This is a genomic window from Collimonas sp. GW821-FHT07E08 (genome assembly GCF_059418905.1).
Genome location: NZ_JBWKQR010000015.1, coordinates 117,596 through 139,288 on the forward strand (window position 1 = coordinate 117,596; position 21,693 = coordinate 139,288).

General features: G+C 60.9%; 20 protein-coding genes and 1 riboswitch. Of the genes, 9 read left to right on the forward strand and 11 right to left on the reverse strand.

What is annotated here, in order from left to right; genetic code table 11:
• Nucleotide 1: 1 nt before the first annotated feature.
• Together AC07RZ_RS19270 and AC07RZ_RS19275 are read right to left on the reverse strand one after the other, a co-directional pair.
• A complete protein-coding gene (locus AC07RZ_RS19270) occupies nt 2-934 on the reverse strand; it encodes a polyprenyl synthetase family protein (RefSeq protein ID WP_494669160.1) in 933 nt (310 codons plus the stop codon).
• The gene (locus tag AC07RZ_RS19275) at nt 931-1,194 is read right to left on the reverse strand and encodes an exodeoxyribonuclease VII small subunit (RefSeq protein ID WP_092396586.1); all 264 of its coding nucleotides are present in this window, start codon (nt 1,192-1,194) and stop codon (nt 931-933) included. The genes AC07RZ_RS19270 and AC07RZ_RS19275 overlap by 4 nt, the downstream gene beginning before the upstream one ends.
• Before the next feature lie 221 nt (nt 1,195-1,415).
• On the opposite strand from AC07RZ_RS19275, the gene AC07RZ_RS19280 reads away from it, so the two are divergent.
• The 3 genes from AC07RZ_RS19280 (at nt 1,416) to AC07RZ_RS19290 (ending at nt 4,522) form a co-directional block, all read left to right on the forward strand.
• A complete protein-coding gene (locus tag AC07RZ_RS19280) occupies nt 1,416-2,525 on the forward strand; it encodes an aromatic ring-hydroxylating oxygenase subunit alpha (RefSeq protein WP_494669161.1) in 1,110 nt (369 codons plus the stop codon).
• A gap of 148 nt (nt 2,526-2,673) precedes the next feature.
• On the forward strand, nt 2,674-3,588 hold the full coding sequence (locus AC07RZ_RS19285) for a DMT family transporter (protein WP_494669162.1): 915 nt from the start codon (nt 2,674-2,676) through the stop codon (nt 3,586-3,588).
• Between the two features lie 67 nt (nt 3,589-3,655).
• Nucleotides 3,656-4,522, forward strand: coding sequence for a sulfurtransferase (locus AC07RZ_RS19290; RefSeq protein WP_144742065.1), 867 nt, complete (start codon nt 3,656-3,658; stop codon nt 4,520-4,522).
• Nucleotides 4,523-4,565: 43 nt separating this feature from the next.
• On the opposite strand, the gene AC07RZ_RS19295 is transcribed toward AC07RZ_RS19290, so the two are convergent.
• From AC07RZ_RS19295 to polA, 3 genes are all read right to left on the reverse strand, one after another.
• Complete coding sequence (locus AC07RZ_RS19295) at nt 4,566-5,312, reverse strand: ZIP family metal transporter (protein WP_494669163.1); 747 nt, start codon at nt 5,310-5,312, stop codon at nt 4,566-4,568.
• A gap of 203 nt (nt 5,313-5,515) precedes the next feature.
• Nucleotides 5,516-6,430: a dienelactone hydrolase family protein gene (locus AC07RZ_RS19300; protein ID WP_494669164.1), complete on the reverse strand. Its 915-nt coding sequence runs from the start codon at nt 6,428-6,430 to the stop codon at nt 5,516-5,518.
• A 57-nt stretch (nt 6,431-6,487) separates the two neighbouring features.
• The gene (polA, locus tag AC07RZ_RS19305; RefSeq protein WP_494669165.1) at nt 6,488-9,256 is read right to left on the reverse strand and encodes a DNA polymerase I; all 2,769 of its coding nucleotides are present in this window, start codon (nt 9,254-9,256) and stop codon (nt 6,488-6,490) included.
• Here polA and AC07RZ_RS19310 point away from each other — a divergent pair, their 5' ends adjacent.
• From AC07RZ_RS19310 to AC07RZ_RS19325, 4 genes are all read left to right on the forward strand, one after another.
• Entirely contained in the window at nt 9,257-9,994 is a 738-nt protein-coding gene (locus tag AC07RZ_RS19310; RefSeq protein WP_144742058.1) for an LOG family protein, read from the forward strand.
• A gap of 114 nt (nt 9,995-10,108) precedes the next feature.
• On the forward strand, nt 10,109-10,537 hold the full coding sequence (locus tag AC07RZ_RS19315; protein WP_494669166.1) for a hypothetical protein: 429 nt from the start codon (nt 10,109-10,111) through the stop codon (nt 10,535-10,537).
• A gap of 118 nt (nt 10,538-10,655) precedes the next feature.
• Nucleotides 10,656-11,612 (forward strand): homoserine kinase, encoded by a 957-nt coding sequence (locus AC07RZ_RS19320; protein ID WP_494669167.1) that lies wholly within the window; start codon nt 10,656-10,658, stop codon nt 11,610-11,612.
• Between the two features lie 54 nt (nt 11,613-11,666).
• Complete coding sequence (locus tag AC07RZ_RS19325) at nt 11,667-12,464, forward strand: BPSS1780 family membrane protein (protein ID WP_144742205.1); 798 nt, start codon at nt 11,667-11,669, stop codon at nt 12,462-12,464.
• A gap of 30 nt (nt 12,465-12,494) precedes the next feature.
• Here the strand turns inward: AC07RZ_RS19325 and AC07RZ_RS19330 are convergent, their stop codons facing one another.
• Nucleotides 12,495-14,774 carry a UvrD-helicase domain-containing protein gene (locus AC07RZ_RS19330; protein ID WP_494669168.1) on the reverse strand — a complete coding sequence of 760 codons (2,280 nt, stop codon included), beginning with the start codon at nt 14,772-14,774 and terminating at the stop codon, nt 12,495-12,497.
• Nucleotides 14,775-14,945: 171 nt separating this feature from the next.
• Here AC07RZ_RS19330 and AC07RZ_RS19335 point away from each other — a divergent pair, with 171 nt between their 5' ends.
• Together AC07RZ_RS19335 and AC07RZ_RS19340 are read left to right on the forward strand one after the other, a co-directional pair.
• Entirely contained in the window at nt 14,946-16,172 is a 1,227-nt protein-coding gene (locus AC07RZ_RS19335; RefSeq protein ID WP_494669169.1) for an MFS transporter, read from the forward strand.
• Between the two features lie 94 nt (nt 16,173-16,266).
• Nucleotides 16,267-16,755 (forward strand): Dps family protein, encoded by a 489-nt coding sequence (locus AC07RZ_RS19340; protein WP_144742050.1) that lies wholly within the window; start codon nt 16,267-16,269, stop codon nt 16,753-16,755.
• 51 nt (nt 16,756-16,806) lie between these two features.
• Here the strand turns inward: AC07RZ_RS19340 and thiE are convergent, their stop codons facing one another.
• The 5 genes from thiE to thiC all read right to left on the reverse strand — a co-directional run bounded on the left by thiE (nt 16,807) and on the right by thiC (nt 21,458).
• A complete protein-coding gene (thiE, locus tag AC07RZ_RS19345) occupies nt 16,807-17,421 on the reverse strand; it encodes a thiamine phosphate synthase (protein ID WP_494669170.1) in 615 nt (204 codons plus the stop codon).
• Nucleotides 17,422-17,425: 4 nt separating this feature from the next.
• A complete protein-coding gene (thiD, locus tag AC07RZ_RS19350; RefSeq protein WP_494669171.1) occupies nt 17,426-18,241 on the reverse strand; it encodes a bifunctional hydroxymethylpyrimidine kinase/phosphomethylpyrimidine kinase in 816 nt (271 codons plus the stop codon).
• Nucleotides 18,238-19,050 carry a thiazole synthase gene (locus AC07RZ_RS19355; protein WP_144742044.1) on the reverse strand — a complete coding sequence of 271 codons (813 nt, stop codon included), beginning with the start codon at nt 19,048-19,050 and terminating at the stop codon, nt 18,238-18,240. The genes thiD and AC07RZ_RS19355 overlap by 4 nt, the downstream gene beginning before the upstream one ends.
• A gap of 49 nt (nt 19,051-19,099) precedes the next feature.
• Nucleotides 19,100-19,300 carry a sulfur carrier protein ThiS gene (gene thiS / locus AC07RZ_RS19360; RefSeq protein WP_092396856.1) on the reverse strand — a complete coding sequence of 67 codons (201 nt, stop codon included), beginning with the start codon at nt 19,298-19,300 and terminating at the stop codon, nt 19,100-19,102.
• A gap of 244 nt (nt 19,301-19,544) precedes the next feature.
• Nucleotides 19,545-21,458 carry a phosphomethylpyrimidine synthase ThiC gene (thiC, locus tag AC07RZ_RS19365; protein WP_494669172.1) on the reverse strand — a complete coding sequence of 638 codons (1,914 nt, stop codon included), beginning with the start codon at nt 21,456-21,458 and terminating at the stop codon, nt 19,545-19,547.
• Nucleotides 21,459-21,565: 107 nt separating this feature from the next.
• Nucleotides 21,566-21,673, reverse strand: a riboswitch (TPP riboswitch).
• Between the last annotated feature and the right edge of the window lie 20 nt (nt 21,674-21,693).

Here is a 21,693-nt window from a genome sequence, read left to right on the forward strand (position 1 = left end):
TCTAAGCCTTCCGTTGCACGATCAAGTCCGCCAGCTCACGCAGGCGGCGTGCCTTGTTCCCAAAGATCGCAAGCGCCTGGTGGGCGTCGTTGCGTAATTTTTCCGCCAGCGCCTGCGATTCGGGCAAACCCAGAATCGAGACATAGGTCGGCTTGTTGTCTGCGGCGTCCTTGCCTGCGGTTTTCCCCAGCGTCGCGGAATCCGCGGTCGCGTCGAGGATATCGTCCACCACCTGGAACGCCAGGCCGATGGCGGTGCCATAGGCTTCCAGCGCCTCGATTTCAGCTGGCGCCAAGGCTTTGCCGCCCCACGCGCCCAGCAGTACCGAAGCGCGCAGCAAGGCGCCGGTTTTCAGCTTGTGCATCTGTTCCAGCTCTGGCAGCGACAAATTCAGGCCGACGCTGGCCAGGTCGATCGCCTGGCCGCCGCACATGCCGAGCGAACCCGAGGCTTGCCCCAGCAGGCGCAGCATGACGACCTGGCGCGCCGCATCGACACCCTCGCCGGCTTCGGCCAGCACGATGAATGCCTGCGACTGCAAGGCGTCGCCCACCAGCAGGGCGGTCGCTTCGTCATATTGCACATGCACGGTCGGCTTGCCGCGACGCAAGGCATCGTCGTCCATGCATGGCATGTCGTCGTGCACCAGCGAGTAGGCGTGGATCATTTCGACTGCCGCGGCGGCGCGTTGCGCGACGGCGGCCGGCGTTGCAAACAGTTCCCCTGCGGCAAACACCAGCAAGGGCCGGACCCGTTTGCCGCCATCCAGCACGGCATAGCGCATGGCCTGGTGCAGCCTGGCCGGAATGCTGGCCTCAGCCGGCAAGAACCGGTCCAGGGCGGCTTCCATCCCGGTTTGCGCCTGGCGCATCCAGGCGTCGAAAGCCAATGCCGGCTCCTGCGCATGGTTCGATAATGGAACGGCAACAGTCATTCGTCGGCTCCGCTGTGATCCTTGAGCGCTTCACCGGCAAACGGCTTGAGCATGTCGCCTTCCAGCACCTTGACCTGGCTGTCGACTTTTTCCAGCTGCAAGGCGCAAAACTTGACCAGTTCCGATCCTCGTTTATAAGCGGCGACGGATGCTTCCAGCGGCAACTCGCCAGCTTCCATTTGGGCAACCAGTTGCTCCAGTTCGGCCATTGCTTGTTCAAACGAGGCGGGACTGCTGGCGGAAATCGGATTTTTTGGCATAGTGGCTATAAATAGTGTAGTTCGCTATTTTAGAGCAAACATCTATAAGCCGTTGAAATTCGAGGGCTTTATCTGGATAAAAAGCGTAAAACAGCGCCAAAACCGGCTTTTTTATGGGATAATCCTCGGTTCTGTCCAAAATTTCCGTTTCATATTATTTGAACACAGGTTTTTGCGGATTCTTTCTCTCTTAGGTTGATAACACATTTGGGGGTGGAGGGATGTCCGATCTGGCTTCTATTACCAAGCTCGCGCGCTCCGATGCGCAACTTCCAGTCAACGTCTACTTTGACGAAGCGCTCTTGAAGCGCGAAATCCAGCAATTGTTTCAGAATGGCCCGCGTTACGTCGGCCATGAACTGATGGTGCCCAACGTCGGCGATTACGCCACGCTCGCTTCTGAAAACGAAGGCCGCATGCTGGTGCGCAATCCCCAGGGGATTGAGCTGGTGTCCAACGTCTGCCGCCATCGGCAGGCAAAAATGTTCGACGGCCGCGGCAATGCCCGCAACATCGTCTGCCCGCTGCATCGCTGGACTTACGACCTCAAGGGCGAACTGATCGGCGCGCCGCATTTCGGCGAGACGCCGTGCATGAACCTGTCCCGCACGCCCTTGCAGAACTGGAACGGCTTGCTGTTTGAACAGAACGCCTTCCACGTCGGCGAAAAGCTGGCGCAGCTGGGCGTGGCCAAGGATCTCGATTTCAGCGGCTACCTGTTCGACCATGTCGAAGTCCACGAATGCGACTACAACTGGAAAACCTTTATCGAGGTCTACCTGGAGGACTATCACGTCGAACCGTTCCATCCCGGCCTCGGCAGCTTTGTCAGCTGCGACGACCTGGAATGGCAGTTCGGCAAGGATTACAGCGTGCAGACCGTGGGCGTCAACCACGGGCTGGCGAAATCCGGCTCGCCGGCGTACAAGAAGTGGCAAGAGCAGGTGCTCAAGTTCAGCAACGGCGAACCGCCGAAGTTCGGCGCGATCTGGCTGACCTTGTATCCCAACATCATGGTCGAGTGGTATCCCCACGTGCTGGTGGTATCGACGCTGTGGCCGCGCGGCCCGCAAAAGACCACCAATGTGGTCGAGTTCTACTATCCCGAGGAAATTGCGCTGTTTGAACGCGAAATGGTCGAGGCGGAACGTGCGGCCTACATGGAAACCTGCGTCGAAGATGATGAAATTGCCCTGCGCATGGACGCCGGACGGCGCATCCTGATGGAGCGCGGCGTCAATGAAGTCGGCCCTTACCAGTCGCCGATGGAAGACGGCATGCAGCATTTCCATGAATGGTACCGGAGCCAGGACGGCCTGGTCCAAGCCTAAGCATTCGAGGACCGTGGCGGGGGCCGGAGTTTGTGCGCAAGCTGGAGCGCGCAGGCTCCGGCCCCTTTGCATTATTTAGCGCGCAGGCAGGCACGGCGACCAGAATCAGTCAGAATAGAGCAACGCTCCCCCACTTCACTCCCGCCCCATGCAATCACTCTGGATGCTGTTCGCTAGCCTCATGTTTTCCATCATGGGGGTCTGCGTCAAGCTCGCCGCCGACCATTATTCCATCGCTGAAATCGTCCTGAGCCGCGGCCTGATCGGCATGCTGTTCATCATCGTCCTGATACTGGTGAAAGGCGGCACCCTCAAGACCCCTATGCCGCGCGAGCACATCTGGCGCGGCGTGATCGGCGTGATCGCCTTGTCGATGTGGTTCTATTCCTTCAGCCTGCTGCCGGTGGCGACCGCCACCACCCTCAACTACACTTCCTCGATATGGCTGGCGGCAATCCTGTTCGGCGCTGCCTGGTGGCGCGGCAGCGGCCGCTTTGAATGGGGCATGGCTTTCACCATCCTGCTCAGCTTCATCGGCGTGATGCTGTTGCTGCGGCCATCGTTCAATGCCGAACAGACCACGGGCGGCATGATCGCGCTGGCGTCCGGCCTGCTCTCGGCCGTGGCTTACCTGCAGGTACGGCGCCTGGGCACGCTGGGCGAACCGGAATACCGGGTGGTATTCTATTTTTCCAGCACCAGCGCCCTTGCCGGCCTGGCGGGCAGTACCTTGCTACCCGGCGGCGGCATGCCGTTCTGGCATCCGCATACAGTGCAGGGCGTGTGCCTGCTGGTCACGCTGAGCCTGTCGGCCACGCTGGCGCAGATGGCCATGACGCGCGCCTACCGCCTTGGCAATCCGCTATTGACCGCAAACCTGCAATACACCGGCATTGTCTTTTCCAGCATCTGGGGCATCCTTATCTGGCGCGACCAGATGGACTGGCGCGGCTGGCTTGGCACTGCCGTAATCCTTGTCAGCGGTTTGCTGGCAACGTTTTATAATCAAAAGAAGGCGCGTCCGCTCAGCTCTTTGCATGAGGAAAAAGCGGTGGCTGGCTAGGCCACCCTTTGTGCGTATATGAACGTTGCCCTGCATCATCTGACACACACTTGATAAAAGGAATGCCATGTCCCAAGCCCATCCCTACCAGACGCTGATTTCTGCCGCGAACCTGCTGCAGAATGCGCAAAACCCCAACTGGGTCATCCTCGACTGCCGCCATGACCTGGTGGATGCCGCCGCCGGCAGGGCAGCGTACGATGCCGGCCATATTCCTGAAGCCCGCTTTGCCAACCTCGATCGCGATCTTTCCGGCGCCAAGCAGGCGGCCGACGGCAGTTTCAAGGGCCGCCATCCATTGCCGGAAAAAGATGCCTTGCTGGCGACGCTGCGGCGCTGGGGCATCAATGACGATACCCAGGTCGTCGCCTACGACGCCCAGGGCGGCATGTATGCGGCCCGCCTGTGGTGGCTGCTGCGCTCCATCGGCCACAGCTCGGTCGCGGTGCTGGACGGCGGCGTGGCGGCCTGGCAGGCAGCGGGCGGCGGCTTGTCGACTGCGGAACCGGCGCCTGCGGCCGGCAGCATCGGCGCCAAGCCGCCGCTGACTGCGAGCGTCAATGCGCATGACATCCTGGTCAACCTGACCAACCCGCGGCGCACCATCGTCGACGCCCGCGCGCCGGACCGTTTTCGCGGAGAAAATGAAACCATCGACCCGGTCGGCGGCCACATTCCCGGCGCCAAGAACCGTTTCTTCAAAGACAACCTGCAAGCGGACGGCCGGTTCAAGCCGGGCCATCAATTGCACGAGGAATTCGGCGCCCTGATCAGCGAACCGCAGGCGGCGGTCATGCAATGCGGTTCTGGCGTCACCGCCTGCCACAACCTGCTGGCGCTGGAAATCGCCGGTTTGCATGGCGCTGCCTTGTATCCGGGATCGTGGAGCGAATGGTGTTCGGATGCGACGCGGCCAATGGCCAAGGGCGCATGAAACCGCAAGGGGCAGGTTTTTTGCCTGCCCCTACCCCTAATGTTTAATGGTGGTGGGCGTGGCGCGTCAGGAACAGCACGATGGCGACGCCGGCGCCGATCAGCAGGATCTGCGGAATGGTTTCGCGCAAGGTAGCGCGGCGCTGCATCTGCGGCATCAGGTCGCTGACGGCGATATAGATGAATCCCGATGAGGCGAACACCAGCACGTAAGGAATCCATTCCATGCCGCGCTCAAGGGTGAAATAGCCGAGCAAGCCGCCTACCACCGCCATCAGGCTGCAGATCAGGTTGTACACGTAAGCGCGGGTGCGCGAAAAGCCGGCGTTGAGCAGCACGATGAAATCGCCGATTTCCTGCGGGATTTCATGGACGATGATGGCCAGGCCGGTAATCAGGCCCAGGTGCGGATCGGCCAGGAAAGCGGCGGCGATCAGGATGCCGTCGGTAAAGTTGTGCAAGCCGTCCCCTACCAGGATCATCCAGCCGGCCTTGCCCGCTTCCTTCTTGTCATGGCCATGGTGATGGCCGTGGCCATCGTCTTCGTGATGGTGGGAGTGGCGGAGGATGGCGAATTTTTCCAGCACGAAAAACGCCAGCAGGCCGCCCAGCAGCACGGCGAACAGCGTGTGGCTGTCGGCATTCGACTCGAACGCTTCCGGCAAGGCGTGCAGCAGCGAAGTCGCCAGCATGATGCCGACCGACAGGCTGACCATGCGCTCGACCATCTTGGACAGCAGCGCGAACGAAAAAACGGCAGCGGCGGTAATGCTGAAGAGGCCGGCGATCATGGTCGCCAGGAGGATTGAAACGAGTGTGGAATTAATTTTTTTGCTCCGGCAGACAGCGTTATATGCAACAAGGTTGCAAATTAAAGCACAGCTGCTGCATTTCGGCAAATTTAACTGCTTTTTAACTGTTTATTCCGACCTGGGGGGCCGCCAGCAAAGATTCCTGTTTCTGGACGCCAGGCGCCCAGAAACAAGCATCGGCATCAGCTCACGCCATGCTCCTTGAACCAGGCCAAGGTGCGCTTCCAGCCGTCTTTTGCATCTGCTTCAACATAGCTGGGGCGATAATCGGCATTGAACGCGTGGCCGGAATTCGGGTACACCACAATCTCCGACTTGCTGCTGCCTTTGGCCAGCGCCGCCTTCATCTGCGCCACATGGTCCTGCGTAATGCCCTGGTCCTTGGCGCCGTACAAACCCAGCACCGGCACTTTCAGGGTCGGCGCGATATCGACCGGCTGCTTCGGCGTCAACGCCTTGATTTCAGCCTCGGTCTTGCCTTCAGGGTCCTTCCCCCTGACCAGGCTGCCGTACCAGGCCGCGGCAGCCTTGACCTTGGGGTTGTGGCTGGCGTACAGCCAGGTGATGCGGCCGCCCCAGCAAAAACCGGTGATCGCCAGCTTGCTGACATTGCCGCCATTTTTCTTGGCCCAGGCCACGCAGGCATCGAGATCGCCCAGCACCTGGTCGTCCGGCACCTTGGAAATCACGTTGACGTACAGCTCCGGGATGGATGCGAAAGCCGCCGGATCGCCTTGGCGCTTGAACAGATTCGGCGCAATCGCAAGGTAACCCAGCTTGGCGAAACGCCTTGCGATATCGGCGATATGCTCGTGCACCCCGAAAATCTCCGAGACCACCAGCACCACCGGCAAATTGGTTTTTCCCTCCGGCTGCGCGCGATAGATTGGTACGCTCAGGCCGTTTTCCTCGATGTCCAGCGCGCCGGCCGTGAGGCCCTCGGCATCGGTCTTGATCACGGTCTGCGCCGTCACCGGCAGCACGGCGGCGGCAAAGCCTGTGCCCAAGGCGGTTTTCATGAAAGTACGGCGGTCCACGCCGTCGGACAAACTGGTTTTCGCCACCAGGCTATCGAAATCCTCTTTCAAATTCGGCATCAAGCTCTCCTTTAAAGTTGACCTTCAACTATCGCAGAAACCGTGTGCGCGTTGTCCTCAGTGCGCCTCGTCCCAGTTCTTGCCTACTCCGACTTCGGCAATCAGCGGCACTTTTAGTTCAGCCACGCCAGCCATCAACTGCGGCAGCTTTTCGCGCACCAGCGCCAGTTCGTCCTCTGGCACTTCGAGCACCAGCTCATCGTGCACCTGCATGACCATCTTGGATTTTAACCGCTCCGTTTCGATCCAGCCTTGCACCGCGATCATCGACAACTTGATCAGGTCGGCAGCCGTACCCTGCATCGGCGCATTGATCGCGGCCCGTTCGGCGCCCTGGCGGCGCTGGCCGTTGGGCGAATTGATTTCCGGCAGCCACAGGCGGCGGCCGAACACCGTCTCGACGTAACCTTGCGATTTGGCCTCTACCCGCGTCATGTCCATGAACTGCTTGACGCCGGCGAAACGCATGAAATATTTTTCGATATACATCTGCGCCGCGGCGCGCTCTATGCCGAGGTTGCCGGCCAGGCCGAACGCGCTCATGCCGTAGATCAGGCCGAAGTTGATCACCTTGGCGTAACGGCGCTGCTCGCTGCTGACTTCCGCCGCCGGCGTGCCGAAAATCTCGGCGGCGGTGGCGCGGTGGATATCCACCCCTTCGGCAAAGGCGCGCAGCATGTTTTCATCGCCCGAGATGTGCGCCATGATGCGCAGTTCGATCTGCGAATAGTCGGCTGAGACAATCACGCTGCCCGCCGGCGCCACGAATGCTTCGCGGATGCGCCGGCCTTCGGCGGTGCGGATCGGGATGTTCTGCAGGTTGGGATCGTTGGACGCCAGCCGACCGGTCACCGCCACCGCCTGCGCATAGTTGGTGTGCACCCGGCCAGTGTTCGGATTGACCATCTTCGGCAGTTTGTCGGTATAGGTCGACTTCAGCTTGGACAGGCTGCGATAGTCGAGCAGCACCTTCGGCAAAGGATAATCCTCCGCCAGTTTCTGCAGCACTTCCTCATCGGTGGAAGGCGATCCGGACGGCGTCTTCTTGACCACCGGCAGCTTGAGCTTGTCGAACAGGATTTCGCCCAGCTGCTTGGGCGAGCTCAGGTTGAAAGGCTGGCCGGCCAGCTCATAAGCCAGCTGCTCGATCTCCAGCATGCGCTTGCCCAGTTCATTCGATTGCGTCGCCAGCAGGCTGGCGTCGATCAGCACGCCGTTGCGCTCGACCTTTTGCAGCACGACCGACGTCGGCACTTCGATTTTTTCGTAGATGAACCTGAGCTTGGCGTCGTCGGCGATGTGCGGCCACATGGCCAGGTGAAGCTGCAGCGTGATGTCGGCATCTTCTGCCGCGTATTCGGTGGCGCGGCCGATCTCGACTTCGTCGAAACCGATCTGCGAGGCGCCCTTGCCGCACACTTCCTGGAAGGTGATGGTCTGGTGGTTCAGGTGGCGCAAAGCCAGGCTGTCCATATCGTGGCTGCGGTGCGATTCGAACACATACGATTCGAGCAGGGTATCGTGCACGATGCCGCGCAGGCTGACGCCCTGGTTGGCGAAAATATGGCTGTCGTATTTCAGGTTCTGGCCGACCTTGGGCTTGCTCTCGTCTTCCAGCCAATTCTTCATCTTTTGCAGCACCAGTTCGCGCGGCAACTGCGCCGGCGCATCCTGGTAGCGGTGCGCGACCGGAATATAAGCGGCGCTGCCGACCTCGCAGCACAGCGAGATGCCGACCAGCTGGGCGGTCATCGGCTCGAGCGAAGTGGTCTCGGTATCCACCGCGGTCAAGCCGGCCTTGTCGATGCGCTGCAGCCACTGGTCCAGCTGGGCTTCGGTCAGCACGGTTTCGTACTGCCGCTCGACCGCTGCAAACAGGCTGCTCTGGGCCGGTTCGGGCGCACCCGGTTTGCTGTCGGCCGCCGCGGCGGTTTTTCCTGCGCCTTCGTCGGCGGCGGCATTGCCCGGCGCGCTCAGTTCGCGCAGCCAGGTCTTGAAGTTATAGCGCGTAAACAATTCGATCAGCGTCTCTTTGTCCTGCTCCGGCGCCTTCAGCGATTCCGGGATCGACACCATGTGCGCGCTCAGGTCGCAATCGGTTTTTACCGTCACCAGTTCCTTCGCCTTCGGCAGCCAGTCCAGCACTTGCCGCAGGTTCTCGCCGACGGCGCCGCCGATGTCGGCCGCGTGCGCGATCACCTGGTCGACCGTGTCGTATTGCGCCAGCCATTTGACGGCAGTCTTCGGCCCGACCTTGGCGACGCCGGGAATATTGTCGACGGTATCGCCGATCAGGGTCAGGTAATCGACGATGCGTTCAGGCGGCACGCCGAACTTGGCGATCACGCCGGCGCGGTCCAGCGTTTCGTTGCTCATGGTGTTGATCAGCGTCACATCGTCGTTGACCAGTTGCGCCAGGTCCTTGTCGCCGGTCGAGACGATGGCCTGCATGCCGTGGCTCACCGCCTGCACGGTCAGGGTACCGATCACATCGTCGGCTTCCACGCCTTCGACCATCAGGATCGGCCAGCCCATGGCGCGCACGGCGGCGTGAATCGGCGTAATCTGTTTAACCAGGTCTTCCGGCATCGACGCCCGGGTTGCCTTGTAGTCGGCGTACATGTCGTCGCGGAAAGTTTTACCTTTTGCATCGAACACGCAGGCAAGGTAAGCTGAGGGGTAATCGAGGCGCAGGCGGCGCAACATATTGATGATCCCGTACATCGCGCCGGTCGGTTCATTGGCAGCATTGCGCATATCGGGCAAGGCATGGAAGGCCCGATAGAGATAACTGGAACCATCAACTAACAGCAGGGTTTTTTGCATATGGAATTGAACGGAAAAAATGTACCGCGTTTGCGGCAGGTGACGGACATCGAACGCGCAACTTCCAAGAAGGCGCGCGAATCGTGGCATATGTTCACGATTATGGCAGAATTTATCGAGTCGACCGAACGCCTTTCCGAGTTGCATCCCGCGGTATCGATCTTCGGCTCGGCCCGGATCAAGGAAAATAATCCTTATTACCCCTTGTGCAAAGATATCGCGCGGCGTTTTTCCGACGAGGGTTTTGCCGTGATTTCCGGCGGCGGCCCGGGTCTGATGGAAGCGGCCAACAAAGGCGCATTTGAAGGGAAATCGCCATCGGTCGGCCTGAATATCGAACTGCCGCATGAGCAAAGCGGAAACAAGTGGCAAGACATCTCGCTCAGCTTCCGTCATTTCTTCGCCCGCAAGGTTGCGTTCGTGCGTTACGCCGATGCCTACATCGTGCTGCCGGGCGGCTTCGGCACCATGGATGAGCTGACCGAGGTATTGACGCTGATCCAGACCGGCAAATGCCGCCACATCCCGATCATCCTGGTCGGCAGCAGCTTCTGGAGCGGCTTGCTGGACTGGTTCCGCACCCAGCTGGTGGGCGACGGCATGATCGCGGCCAAGGACATGGACTTGATCCAGGTGCTGGACGATCCGGCCGAAATCCTTGCCGCCGTGGTGAAATTCTACGAAGCGGGCGAAACCGTCATGGCGGAATCCGACAGCCACGCCAGCGTGTTGCTGTAAACCTGCAGCGAGCGCACGCCGACAGATTCCCGGCCCCCTTATCGCCTATAGGGGCCGGTGGTTTGTTACAATGAAGACTTCCATCTTGTTTTAATTCAAGGTAGCCAAATTCTCATGAATAAATCCAAAGCCTGGCAGTTGCTGGCAGTATGTATTGCCTCGTTGGCAACGCCGTTGTTGGTCAATGCACAACAGGCGGCCAAGACCGCCGCGCCGCCGCCGCCCGAGCTGCAAAAGCTGGAAGAAGGCGAAGCGCCGGCCGTCTCCATCCGCAAGCCGGGCGAAGGCCCTGCCGACATGACCCAGAAACGCGAACAAGGCAAGGTTACCGAAGTCAAGGTCACCAGCGGCGGCAGCACTTACTATGTGAAGCCGCAGTCGCAGGCCGGCACCTTGCAGCCGGGCGACGGCCCGGTACGCGGCGCCCAATGGCAGGTCAAGGAATTCGACCTGGGCAAAAAAGCCCGCAAGGAAGGCGAGGCCGTGCAGGCTGACGGCGATGCAGGATTGCCGCCGCCGACAGTGGCGCCGTCCAAGAACTAGCCTGCAATTCCTGAGCAGCCATGCGGCCGATGCGCGGAAAACCGCTGCGCATTTGCCGCATATTCATTCCAACCCGGCCTGAACCTTGTCCGAATCTTGTCCTTTTCCGATTTTCCCCATGGCAGTATTTACCCCCGTCACGCTAGACGATCTCACGCAGTGGATCCCTCCCTTTTCCTTAGGCAAGGCACTGGCAATCAGGGGCATTTCGTCCGGCATCGAAAACAGCAATTTTTTCATCGATACCGAGCGCGGCGAGTATGTGCTGACGGTATTTGAAAACCTCAGCTTCGAGCAGCTGCCGTTTTACCTGGAACTGATGCGCCACCTGGCGCAGCGCGGCGTGCTGGTGCCCGAGCCCATCGCCAACCGGCAAGGCCGGATCATCAATCCGCTGCACGGCAAGCCCGCGGCCATCGTCACCAAGCTGGAGGGTGATTGCCAGCTGGCGCCGGCGGCGGTACATTGCGCTGAAGTAGGCGCGATGCTGGCAAAAATGCACCTGGCGGCGCAGGACTTTGCGATCCGCCAGCCGAATTTGCGCGGCTTGTCCTGGTGGCGCGAAACCACGCCTGTGGTGCTGCCTTACCTGCCGCAAGACGGCCAGCAGCTGCTGCGCGGCGAGATGGCGTTCCAGGAAAATTTCGCCGCCTCGCAAGCTTATCGCGAGCTGCCCGGCGGACCGGTGCATGCCGACCTGTTCCGCAACAACGTGATGTTCGACGGCGAACGGCTGACAGGATTTTTCGATTTCTATTTCGCCGGCTGCGATACCTGGCTGTTCGACCTGGCGGTCACGGTCAACGACTGGTGCATAGACCTGGCCAGCGGCGAACTGGATGCGGCCCGGACCAGGGCCATGCTGGACGCCTACCATGCCGTACGGCCGTTCAGCGCCGCCGAACAAGGCGCCTGGCAAGCCATGCTGCGTGCCGGCGCCCTGCGCTTCTGGCTGTCGCGGCTCTATGATTTTTATTTGCCGCGTGCGGCAGAAATGCTGACGCCGCACGATCCGGCCCATTTCGAGCGGATTCTGCGGCAACGTGTGGCGCACCGTGCCCCAGCCCTGTATTAAGCCTTAAAGCCTTGTATTAAACAAAGTCATTAAGCAAAATTCTTGATTGAAACAATGGAAAAACTGCCTGCAAAAACCGGATGGATATGGATCAAGGAAGGGTTTGCGCTGTTCCGCAAACAGCCGGCCGAAATATCCACTCTATTCCTGGCTTACATGTTCCTGATGCTGCTGCTCAGCTTCGTGCCGCTGCTGGGACAATTGCTGCCGCTGATGCTGGTCCCGGTATTTGCCATGTCCTTCATGCAAGCTTGCCTGCTGATCGAACAGGGCAAGCGCGTCTATCCCAACCTGCTGATGGTCGGCTTTCGCTCGCCGGCGCTGAAAAACCTGCTGATCCTGGGCGCCCTGTACCTGGTGGCGGCGTTCGTCGCCCTGGCCGCCTCGGCCCTGATCGACGGCGGCGTGTTCTGGAAAACGATCACCGGCCAGGCCGCGCTCGACCCCAAAGAGATACAGGACTCCAGCATGTCGCTGGCGATGCTGTTTTCCGCCGCGGTCTATGCACCGGCGGCAATGGCGTTCTGGTATGCGGCGCCGCTCATCATGTGGAAAAACATGGGTGTATCGAAAGCCGTTTTCTATAGCTTCTTTGCGGTATCGCGTGAAATCAAGGCCTTCACCGTATACGGGCTGGCCTGGGCCGGCATCGGCGTCGTGCTGCCGGCGATCGTCAGCGTGCTGATTGCGGTACTGGTCGGCAACCAGGCGGTCACGATCATGATCCTGCTGCCGCTGTCGATCGCGCTGACGGTGGTGATGTATTGCTCTTTCTACCCGACCTACACCCACATCTTCGGCAAACCCGAGGCAGATTTGCCGCCGACGGCGGAAGCCCCTACGCAGGAATAAGCGCCGGCGGGCGGGATAACCCGCCCCTCCTCAGGCAACCTTCTCCAGTTTCGCCACGCTCAGGTCCAGCAGCTTCATGCCGTGCTTGCCGAAATTGATGTGGGCGCGAGCGTTGCCGCCGCTGCCTTCGATATTCACGATCACGCCTTCGCCGAACTTCAGGTGCGCCACGTTCTCGCCAATGCGCCAGCCGATATCGCGCCGACCGAAGTTCTTGGAGATATTGTTGGCAGCTTTCTCGGGCGCCTCGTCCCAGGCCGATTTTGTGTTGGCGAACCAGCTATGCTGCTGCACCTTGGGCGACAGCCACTTCAGCGCATCTTCCGGCAACTCGTCAAAGAAACGCGAACGCATGTTGTAGCGGGTCTGGCCGTGCAGCATCCGGGTTTGCGAAAAACTCATGTACAGCCGCTTTTTCGCGCGCGTGATGGCGACGTACATCAGGCGCCGCTCTTCTTCCACGCCGGCGTCCTCTTTCTGTGAATTCTCGTGCGGGAACAGCCCCTCTTCCAGCCCGGTAATGAACACCGCATCGAACTCCAGCCCCTTGGCCGAGTGCACCGTCATCAGCTGCAAGGCTTCCTCGCCGGCCTGGGCCTGGTTATTGCCAGCCTCCAGCGACGCATGCGAAAGGAAGGCCGACAATGGCGACATCACCGCAGACAGCGGCGCATCGGCATCGAAGATCTCGACGCCGTCGGCGGTCGTGATGGCAGCTCCTGACACCGCCTGCGCCTTGGGCCCAAGCAAGGCGGGCGCATCGATGCCATAGCCTTCTTCCGAAACAAACAGGGTCGCAGCATTCACCAGCTGCTCCAGATTCTCGATGCGGTCGGCGCCTTCTTTTTCATTCTGGTAATGCTGCATCAGGCCGCTCAGGTCGAGCACCACCTGCACCATTTCCGGCAGCGGCAGATGCTGGGTTTCAAAGCGCCCGCCTTCAACCAGCTTGAGGAAGGAACCGAGCGTGGCGCCAGCCTTGCCGGCCACATGCGGCACCGCTGCATACAAAGAGATGCCGTATTGTTTGGCCGCATCCTGCAGCTGCTCCAGCGAGCGGGCGCCGATGCCGCGCGCCGGGAAATTGACCACGCGCAGAAAGGCCGAATCGTTGTGCGGATTGTCCATCAGCTGCAGGTAGGCGATCGCGTGCTTGACCTCGGCACGTTCAAAATAGCGCTGGCCGCCGTACACCCGGTAAGGGATGCCGGACGCCACCAAGGCATGTTCGATCACGCGCGACTGCGCATTCGAGCGGTACAGCACGGCGATTTCGCTGCGGCTGGCGCCTTCGTTGATCAGACTCTTGGTTTCTTCGATGATCCACTGCGCTTCCTGCAGGTCGCTGGTGGCTTCGTAGATCCTTACCGGCTCGCCGTGGCCGGCGTCGGTGCGCAGGTTCTTGCCGAGGCGCTTGCTGTTGTTGGCGATCAGGGTATTGGCGCTATCCAGGATATGGCCGTGCGAACGGTAATTCTGCTCCAGCTTGATCAGGTTCTCGACCCGGAACTCATGCTCGAAAGCGCTCATGTTGCCGACATTGGCGCCGCGGAAAGCATAGATGCTCTGGTCGTCGTCGCCCACCGCGAACACTGAGCCGCGCTGGCCCGCCATCAGCTTGAGCCATTTGTACTGCAGGTCGTTGGTGTCCTGGAATTCGTCCACCAGGATATGCTGGAAGCGCGACTGGTAATGCTCGCGCAGCGGCTGGTTGCGGCTCAGCAGTTCATAGGTGCGCAGCAGCAGCTCGGCAAAATCGACTACGCCTTCGCGCTGGCATTGCTGGTCGTACAAATCGTACAGCTCGACGAACTTGCGGTTGTAATCGTCGTTCGCCTCGACTTCGTTGGCGCGCAAGCCCTGGTCCTTGGCGCCGTTGATGAAATACATCAGGTTGCGCGGCGGGTATTTTTCATCGTCGACATTGAGCGATTTCAGCAAACGCTTAATCGCCGACAACTGGTCCTGCGAATCCAGGATCTGGAAGGTCTGCGGCAAAGCGGCGTCGCGGTAATGGGCGCGCAGCAGGCGGTTGCACAAGCCATGGAACGTCCCGATCCACATACCGCGCGTATTGATCGGCAACATCGCCGACAGGCGCGTCATCATTTCCTTCGACGCTTTGTTGGTGAACGTCACCGCCAGCACGCCGGACGGCGATACCTGGCCGGTCTGGATCAGCCAGGCGATGCGGGTGGTCAGCACGCGCGTCTTGCCGGAACCGGCGCCGGCCAGGATGAGTGCGGATTGCGCCGGCAAGGTGACTGCCGCGAGCTGCTCTGGATTGAGGTTATGAAGAAGATTTTGCATCCCTGCATTATAAGCTGTGCGGAGGCTCGCCTGATGCCGCGATCGCGGCAGCCGTCGCCGGGCCGCGTCCGCTCTGGTGGCGGGCCGCCTGCAGCATCCGGGCCGGAAGAGTAAAATACCGCATTGCATCATTGCATCCCTCCGTCACCATCAACCAAGTCGTCCTCCACCATGCCCGAAGAAGTTCGTCTCGACCGCGCCAGCCAGCCGTTGTCCGGGACCGCAGTAACGTTTCACATCGTTTCCACCGCATTTTTTACATTCATTTGCTATCTGGCAATCGGCATACCGCTGGCTGTGCTGCCCGGCTACGTCCATACCGACCTCGGCTACAGCTCAGTGCTGGCGGGCCTGGCGATCAGCATGCAGTACCTGGCGACCTTGCTCAGCAGGCCGTTCGCGGGCCGCATGGCGGATTCGGTCGGCCCCAAGACCGCCGTCCTGCGCGGCCTGGCTGGTTGCAGCGTCAGCGGCGTGTTCTTGCTGGCTGCGGGGTTCTTTCCGCAGATACCGGCGCTGAGCCTGGCCATCCTGCTGATCGGCCGGCTGGTGCTTGGCTGTGGCGAAAGCATGGTCGGCACCGGGGCGATTACCTGGGGCATAGGCCGGGTCGGCGCCCAGCATACGGCGCGCATGATTTCCTGGAATGGCATCGCCACTTACGGCGCGCTGGCCATCGGTGCGCCGCTCGGCGTGGTGATCAACCATGCCTGGGGCCTCACTGCAGTGGGGGTTACCGTGACCGTGCTGTCGCTGGGCGGTTTCCTGCTGGCTCGCCTGAAAGCGGCAACGGCCGTGGTGCGCGGCGAACACTTGCCGTTCCAGCACGTGTTGCGCAAGGTATTTCCGCACGGCATGGGCCTGGCCCTGGGCTCGATCGGCTTCGGCTCCATCGCCACTTTCATCACCTTGTTTTACGCCAGCCACCAGTGGCCGAACGCGGCATTTTCCCTGACCCTGTTCGGCACTTTCTTTGTCGGCGCGCGCTTGCTGTTCGCCAGCACCATTTCGCGCTTCGGCGGCTTCCGGGTGGCGATCATCTGTTTTTCGGTCGAGGCGCTTGGTTTGCTGCTGCTGTGGCAGGCCGGTTCGCCTGCGCTGGCGCTGGTCGGCGCTTCGCTCACCGGCTTCGGTTTTGCCCTGATCTTCCCTGCGCTCGGGGTGGAAGCGGTCAACCTGGTGCCGGCCAATAACCGCGGCAGCGCCCTCGGCGCCTATTCGGTATTCCTCGACCTGGCGCTGGGCGTCACCGGACCGTTGGCGGGATTGATCGTGAGCCAGTTCGGTTATCCCGAGGTGTTCCTGTTCGCTGCCTTGGCGTCGCTGGCTGCAGTGGCTTTGACTGTCAGTATGTATCGCCGCTCGCAGCCGGCTTCCGGCAGCGCCGTCCCCGGCTAAGCGTGGAAAAACGGGAGCGTTTCTTTGCCTGCGGCGAATTGACTTAAAATCGGGCTGCAAGTCTTCATACACCACTGTTAGAAGGAGTAGCGCAATGGTAAAGAAAAACGTCGCAGTCATCGATATCGGCATCAGCGACAAGGATCGCAAGAAAATCGCCGACGGGCTCAGCAAGCTGCTGGCCGACACCTATACCCTGTACCTGAAAACCCATAATTTCCACTGGAACGTCACCGGGCCGATGTTCAATACACTGCACCTGATGTTCGAAACCCAGTACAACGAACTGTGGCTGGCGGTGGACCTGATCGCAGAACGGATACGCGCGCTCGGCTACCCTGCGCCGGCTACCTACAAGGCGTTCTCCAAGCTGACCTCGATCACCGAAGAAGAAGGCGTGCCGAACGCGACCGCCATGATCCAGCAGCTGGTGCAGGGACAGGAAGCCGTCACCCGCACCGCGCGTTCGATTTTCCCGGTAGTTGACGCCGCGTCGGATGAACCCACCGCGGACTTGCTGACGCAGCGCATGCAGCTGCATGAAAAAAATGCGTGGATGCTGCGCAGCCTGCTGGAAACCTGAACAGTTCCATATCAAACGGATGATCGCGGTTACGGCCGCGGCTACCGATGCCTAACGGTTTTCAAACAAGGCGGCGAAGCTGCGCGCCGCGGCAACCGGATCGTCGGCCAGGTAGACGCTGCTGATGGCCGCCACCATGTCGGCGCCGGCGGCAATCAGTGGCACGGCATTCTCTTGCGTCATGCCGCCGATCACCACGTTCGGGACCGCGATCTGTGCCTTGGCGCGGGTCACGATGTCGGGCGGCGTGGTGACTGGATATTTCTTCACGCGCGAAGGATAAAATCCGCCGAACGCCACGTAGCTGGCGCCGGCGCGGTATGCGGCATGCGCCAGTTCCAGGTCGCCGTAGCAGGATGCGCCGACGATCTTGTCCGCTCCCACCATCGCGCGCACTTCAGCCACGCTGGCGTCGGTGCCGCCGACATGGATGCCGTCCGCTCCCAGCTCCATGCATAGTTCGGCATAGTCGTTGACGATAAAGGGCCGTTCATAACGCCGGCACAGCTTGAGCAAGGCTTCAGCCTGCTGCCGCCGTTGCGCGGCATCCGCGGTCTTGTGCCGGTACTGCAGCAGCGCTGCCCCGCCCTGCAGAGCCTGCTCGCTGACACGCAGCAGTTTGTCGGTGTCATCCCAGTCGGGCGTGACGATGTATAAACCTTTCATCGCTTTATCCTCGTAATTTTAAGAACGGCAGAATGCGGCTGGGAATGCGCTGTCCGGCCGCTATCGCATACGATTCCGCCAACGCCTGCTGGCAATACGCTTGGGCTGCATCGATTGCCTGTTCCATATCCAGGCCCTGCGCCAACAGCGCAGACAGCGCCGCCGCCAGCGTGCAGCCGCTGCCGTGGAACTCGCCCGGCAAGCGCGGCCAGCGCCAGTTGCGCTGCTGCGCCTTGCTGATCCAGCGGTTCAAGACTTCGTCGGGTTCCGGGCCATGGCCGCCCTTCAGCAGCACATGCCCGCAGCCACGCTCAAGCAGCAGCGCGGCCTGCTGCTCCGGGCTGGTTTGGGCGCCGCATAAACGGTCGGCCTCGATCCGGTTCGGCGTAATCACCGTGGCAAGCTCGAACAAAGGCGGCAGCGCTGCGATTGGATCTTCACTGGCCAGGCTGTCGCCATGGCCGGTCGCCAGCACCGGATCGAACACCACCGGCAAGTCAGGCTGCCGCGAGCGCAGGTCACGGATGACGGCGGCAATCGCTTCAGCATTGGCGCGATTGCCGACGATGCCAAGCTTGACCGCGGCGATGGCAATCCGGTCGACCAAAACCTGCGCTTGCTGCCGCACCAGGTCAGCCGCCACCGGATGGACACCGAACACCCGTTCGTTATCCTGCACAGTCAACACCGTCACTACCGACAAGGGATGCGCGCCCAATGCGGCAATCGCGCCGATGTCGGCCTGCAAACCGGCGCCGCCGCTTGGATCCGAGCCGGAAAACACCAGCACGCAGGGCGGCGATGCAGCGCCAGCGCTCACTTGAGTCGTCCGGCCATCGGTGAAGACGGCGACGCCGCAAAACGCTTCGGAATCCGGCCGGCGAGAAACGCTTCGCGCCCGGCTTCGATCGCCAGCCGCATCGCCCGCGCCATGCGGATCGGATCCTGGGCGCCGGCAATCGCGGTATTCATCAGCACGCCGTCGCAACCCAGCTCCATCGCAATCGCCGCGTCGGACGCAGTGCCGACGCCGGCGTCGACCAGCACCGGCACCTTGGCCTGCTCGATGATCAGCGACAGGTTCCACGGATTCAGGATGCCCATGCCGGAGCCGATCAGCGACGCCAGCGGCATCACCGCGACGCAGCCGATTTCTTCCAGCAGGCGGGCCTGGATCGGATCGTCGCTGCAATACACCATGACGTCGAAACCGTCCTTGACCAGGGCTTCCGCCGCTTTCAAGGTTTCCGGCATGTTGGGAAACAGCGTGCGCTCGTCGCCCAGCACTTCCAGCTTGGCCAGCTTGTGCCCGTTCAGCAGTTCGCGCCCGAGCTGCAGGGTATAGATCGCATCGGCCGCGGTATAGCAGCCCGCGGTATTGGGCAGGATGGTGTAGCGCGACGGCGGCACCACATCCAGCAGGTTGGGCGCTTTCGGGTCCTGGCCGATGTTGACGCGCCGGATCGCTACCGTGATGATTTCGGCGCCGCTGGCTTCGGTGGCGGCGCGCGTCTGCTCCAGGTCGCGATATTTGCCGCTGCCGACCAGCAGCCGCGAACTGTAGGTTTTGCCGGCGATGGTCAGGCCGGTGTCTTGCTGTCCCGTCTCAGGGCTCGAGTTCAGGTCCATTTCAATTCCTCTCTGTCATTGAGTCGCGTGCAGTCCGACAGGAACGGCCTCAGCCGCCTCCTATTGCACGCACTACATCAACCTTGTCTTCCGGCTGCAAGATGCGCTGCGGCCACAGGCTGGCCGGCACCACTTGCCGGTTGACAGCAACCGCCACCGCCTTCCCGGCCAGCTCCAGCGCCGTGATCAGCTGTTGCAGGTTCTCGCCGTCGGCCAGCGGATGCGGCGCACCGTTAAGAACGATTTCCATCATCTTAGAAACGGCAGTAGAACGCGCCCGAGTGTGCTTTTGCCGGGGTGCATGGCAAGGCGCGACGACGCGGCAGGGTTTTCCCTGCAAGGAGGAGCAACGCCGCCAGGCGCCGCGACAAAAGTGCAATCGGGCGCGTAACGCTTTCACCCGTTAGATGCACGACTAGATTTCTCATAATTCCAATGTTCATATAACTCTCCAAACATAAGCGAGTGGTCTACTGCCGTTTCTAAGATCAGCCTCACTGCTTGCTATAGATTTCCGCGCCGTTCTTGACGAACTCGATGGCTTTCACTTCCATCCCCTGCTTCAACGCAGCGATGTCGGAAATGCCTTGCGCGGCGGCGTATTCGCGCACTTCCTGGGTGATCTTCATGGAGCAGAAATGCGGTCCGCACATGGAGCAGAAATGCGCCACCTTGGCGGAATCCTTGGGCAGGGTTTCGTCATGGAATTCACGCGCCTTGTCTGGATCGAGGCCGATGTTGAACTGGTCTTCCCAGCGGAATTCGAAGCGTGCTTTCGACAGGGCGTTGTCGCGGATCTGCGCGCCGGGATGGCCCTTGGCCAGGTCGGCCGCATGCGCCGCGATCTTGTAGGTGATGATGCCGTCCTTGACGTCGACCTTGTTCGGCAAGCCCAGATGTTCCTTCGGCGTGACGTAGCACAGCATGGCCGTGCCGTACCAGCCGATGGTGGCGGCGCCGATGCCGGAAGTGATGTGGTCGTAGCCCGGTGCGATGTCGGTAGTCAATGGTCCGAGCGTGTAGAACGGCGCTTCGTGGCACTGCTCCAGCTGCAGGTCCATGTTTTCCTTGATCAGGTGCATCGGCACGTGGCCAGGGCCTTCAATCATCACCTGCACGTCGTGCTTCCAGGCGATCTGGGTCAGTTCGCCCAGGGTCTTCAGTTCGCCCAGCTGCGCTTCATCGTTGGCGTCGTAGATCGAGCCAGGACGCAAGCCGTCGCCGAGACTGAAGCTGACGTCATAGGCTTTCATGATTTCGCAGATGTCTTCAAAATGGTCGTACAGGAACGATTCGCGGTGATGCGCCAGACACCATTTCGCCATGATCGAGCCGCCGCGGCTGACGATGCCGGTCAGGCGCTTGGCGGTCATCGGCACGTATTGCAGGCGCACGCCGGCGTGGATGGTGAAGTAGTCGACGCCTTGCTCGGCTTGCTCGATCAAGGTATCGCGGAAAATTTCCCAGGTCAGGTCTTCGGCCTTGCCGTTGACTTTTTCCAGCGCCTGGTAGATCGGCACCGTGCCGATCGGCACCGGCGAATTGCGGATGATCCATTCGCGCGTTTCGTGGATGTGCTTGCCGGTCGACAGGTCCATCACGTTATCGCCGCCCCAGCGGATGGCCCAGGTCATCTTTTCGACTTCCTCGCCGATGGAAGAGGTCACCGCGGAATTGCCGATGTTGGCGTTGATCTTGACCAGGAAATTGCGGCCGATGATCATCGGTTCGATTTCCGGGTGGTTGATATTGGCGGGAATGATGGCGCGGCCGCGGGCGATTTCCGAACGCACGAATTCCGGCGTGATTTCAGCCGGCAGCGCAGCGCCGAACGATTGGCCGGGATGCTGGCGGCCCATCAGCTCGGCCAGCTTGTTGCCCATCGGGCCGGAGGCTTTCAGCTCTTCCAGGTATTCCTTGCGGCGCATGTTTTCGCGGATCGCCACGAACTCCATTTCCGGCGTGACGATGCCTTGGCGCGCGTAGTGCATCTGCGAGACGTTCTTGCCGGCCTTGGCGCGGCGCGGCTTGCGGTGCAGGTTGAAGCGCAGTTCGGCCAGCTTGGGATCGTTGAGGCGCTCGATGCCGTATTCCGAGCTCGGGCCCGGCAGTTCTTTGGTATCGTCGCGTTCCACAATCCACGGCAGGCGCGGCGTCGCCAGGCCGGAGCGGATATCGATCTTTACATCAGGATCGCTGTACGGTCCCGAAGTGTCATAGACATAGATGGGCGGATTCTTTTCAGCGCCGAACGACGCCGGCGTATCAGACTGGCTGATCTGCCGCATCGGCACGCGGATATCGGGGCGCGAGCCGGTGATGTATATCTTGCGGGAATTGGGCAGGGGATGGATTGCGGCTTCATCCACCGTTGCTGTGGCGGACAAGAATTTTGGATTGGCGTTCATATTGGCTCCTTTGCTTGTAATTCATGGCTTGGAGCCAGCAAAGGAGTTTTCGAGTCTGGTGGCGCGGGATCACAGTACAGGCTGTAAATCGTCTTGTGAACCGGCCGGTTACATCTCGACAGCTTCCCTTCGCTGGCATTACCCAGATCAGGTTCGAGGGTATTTCTCACCCGATTGCATTGGCATTTCAGCAATCAGGACCCCTAGCGTTGCATTGCCGCGGTGTTTGAATCCC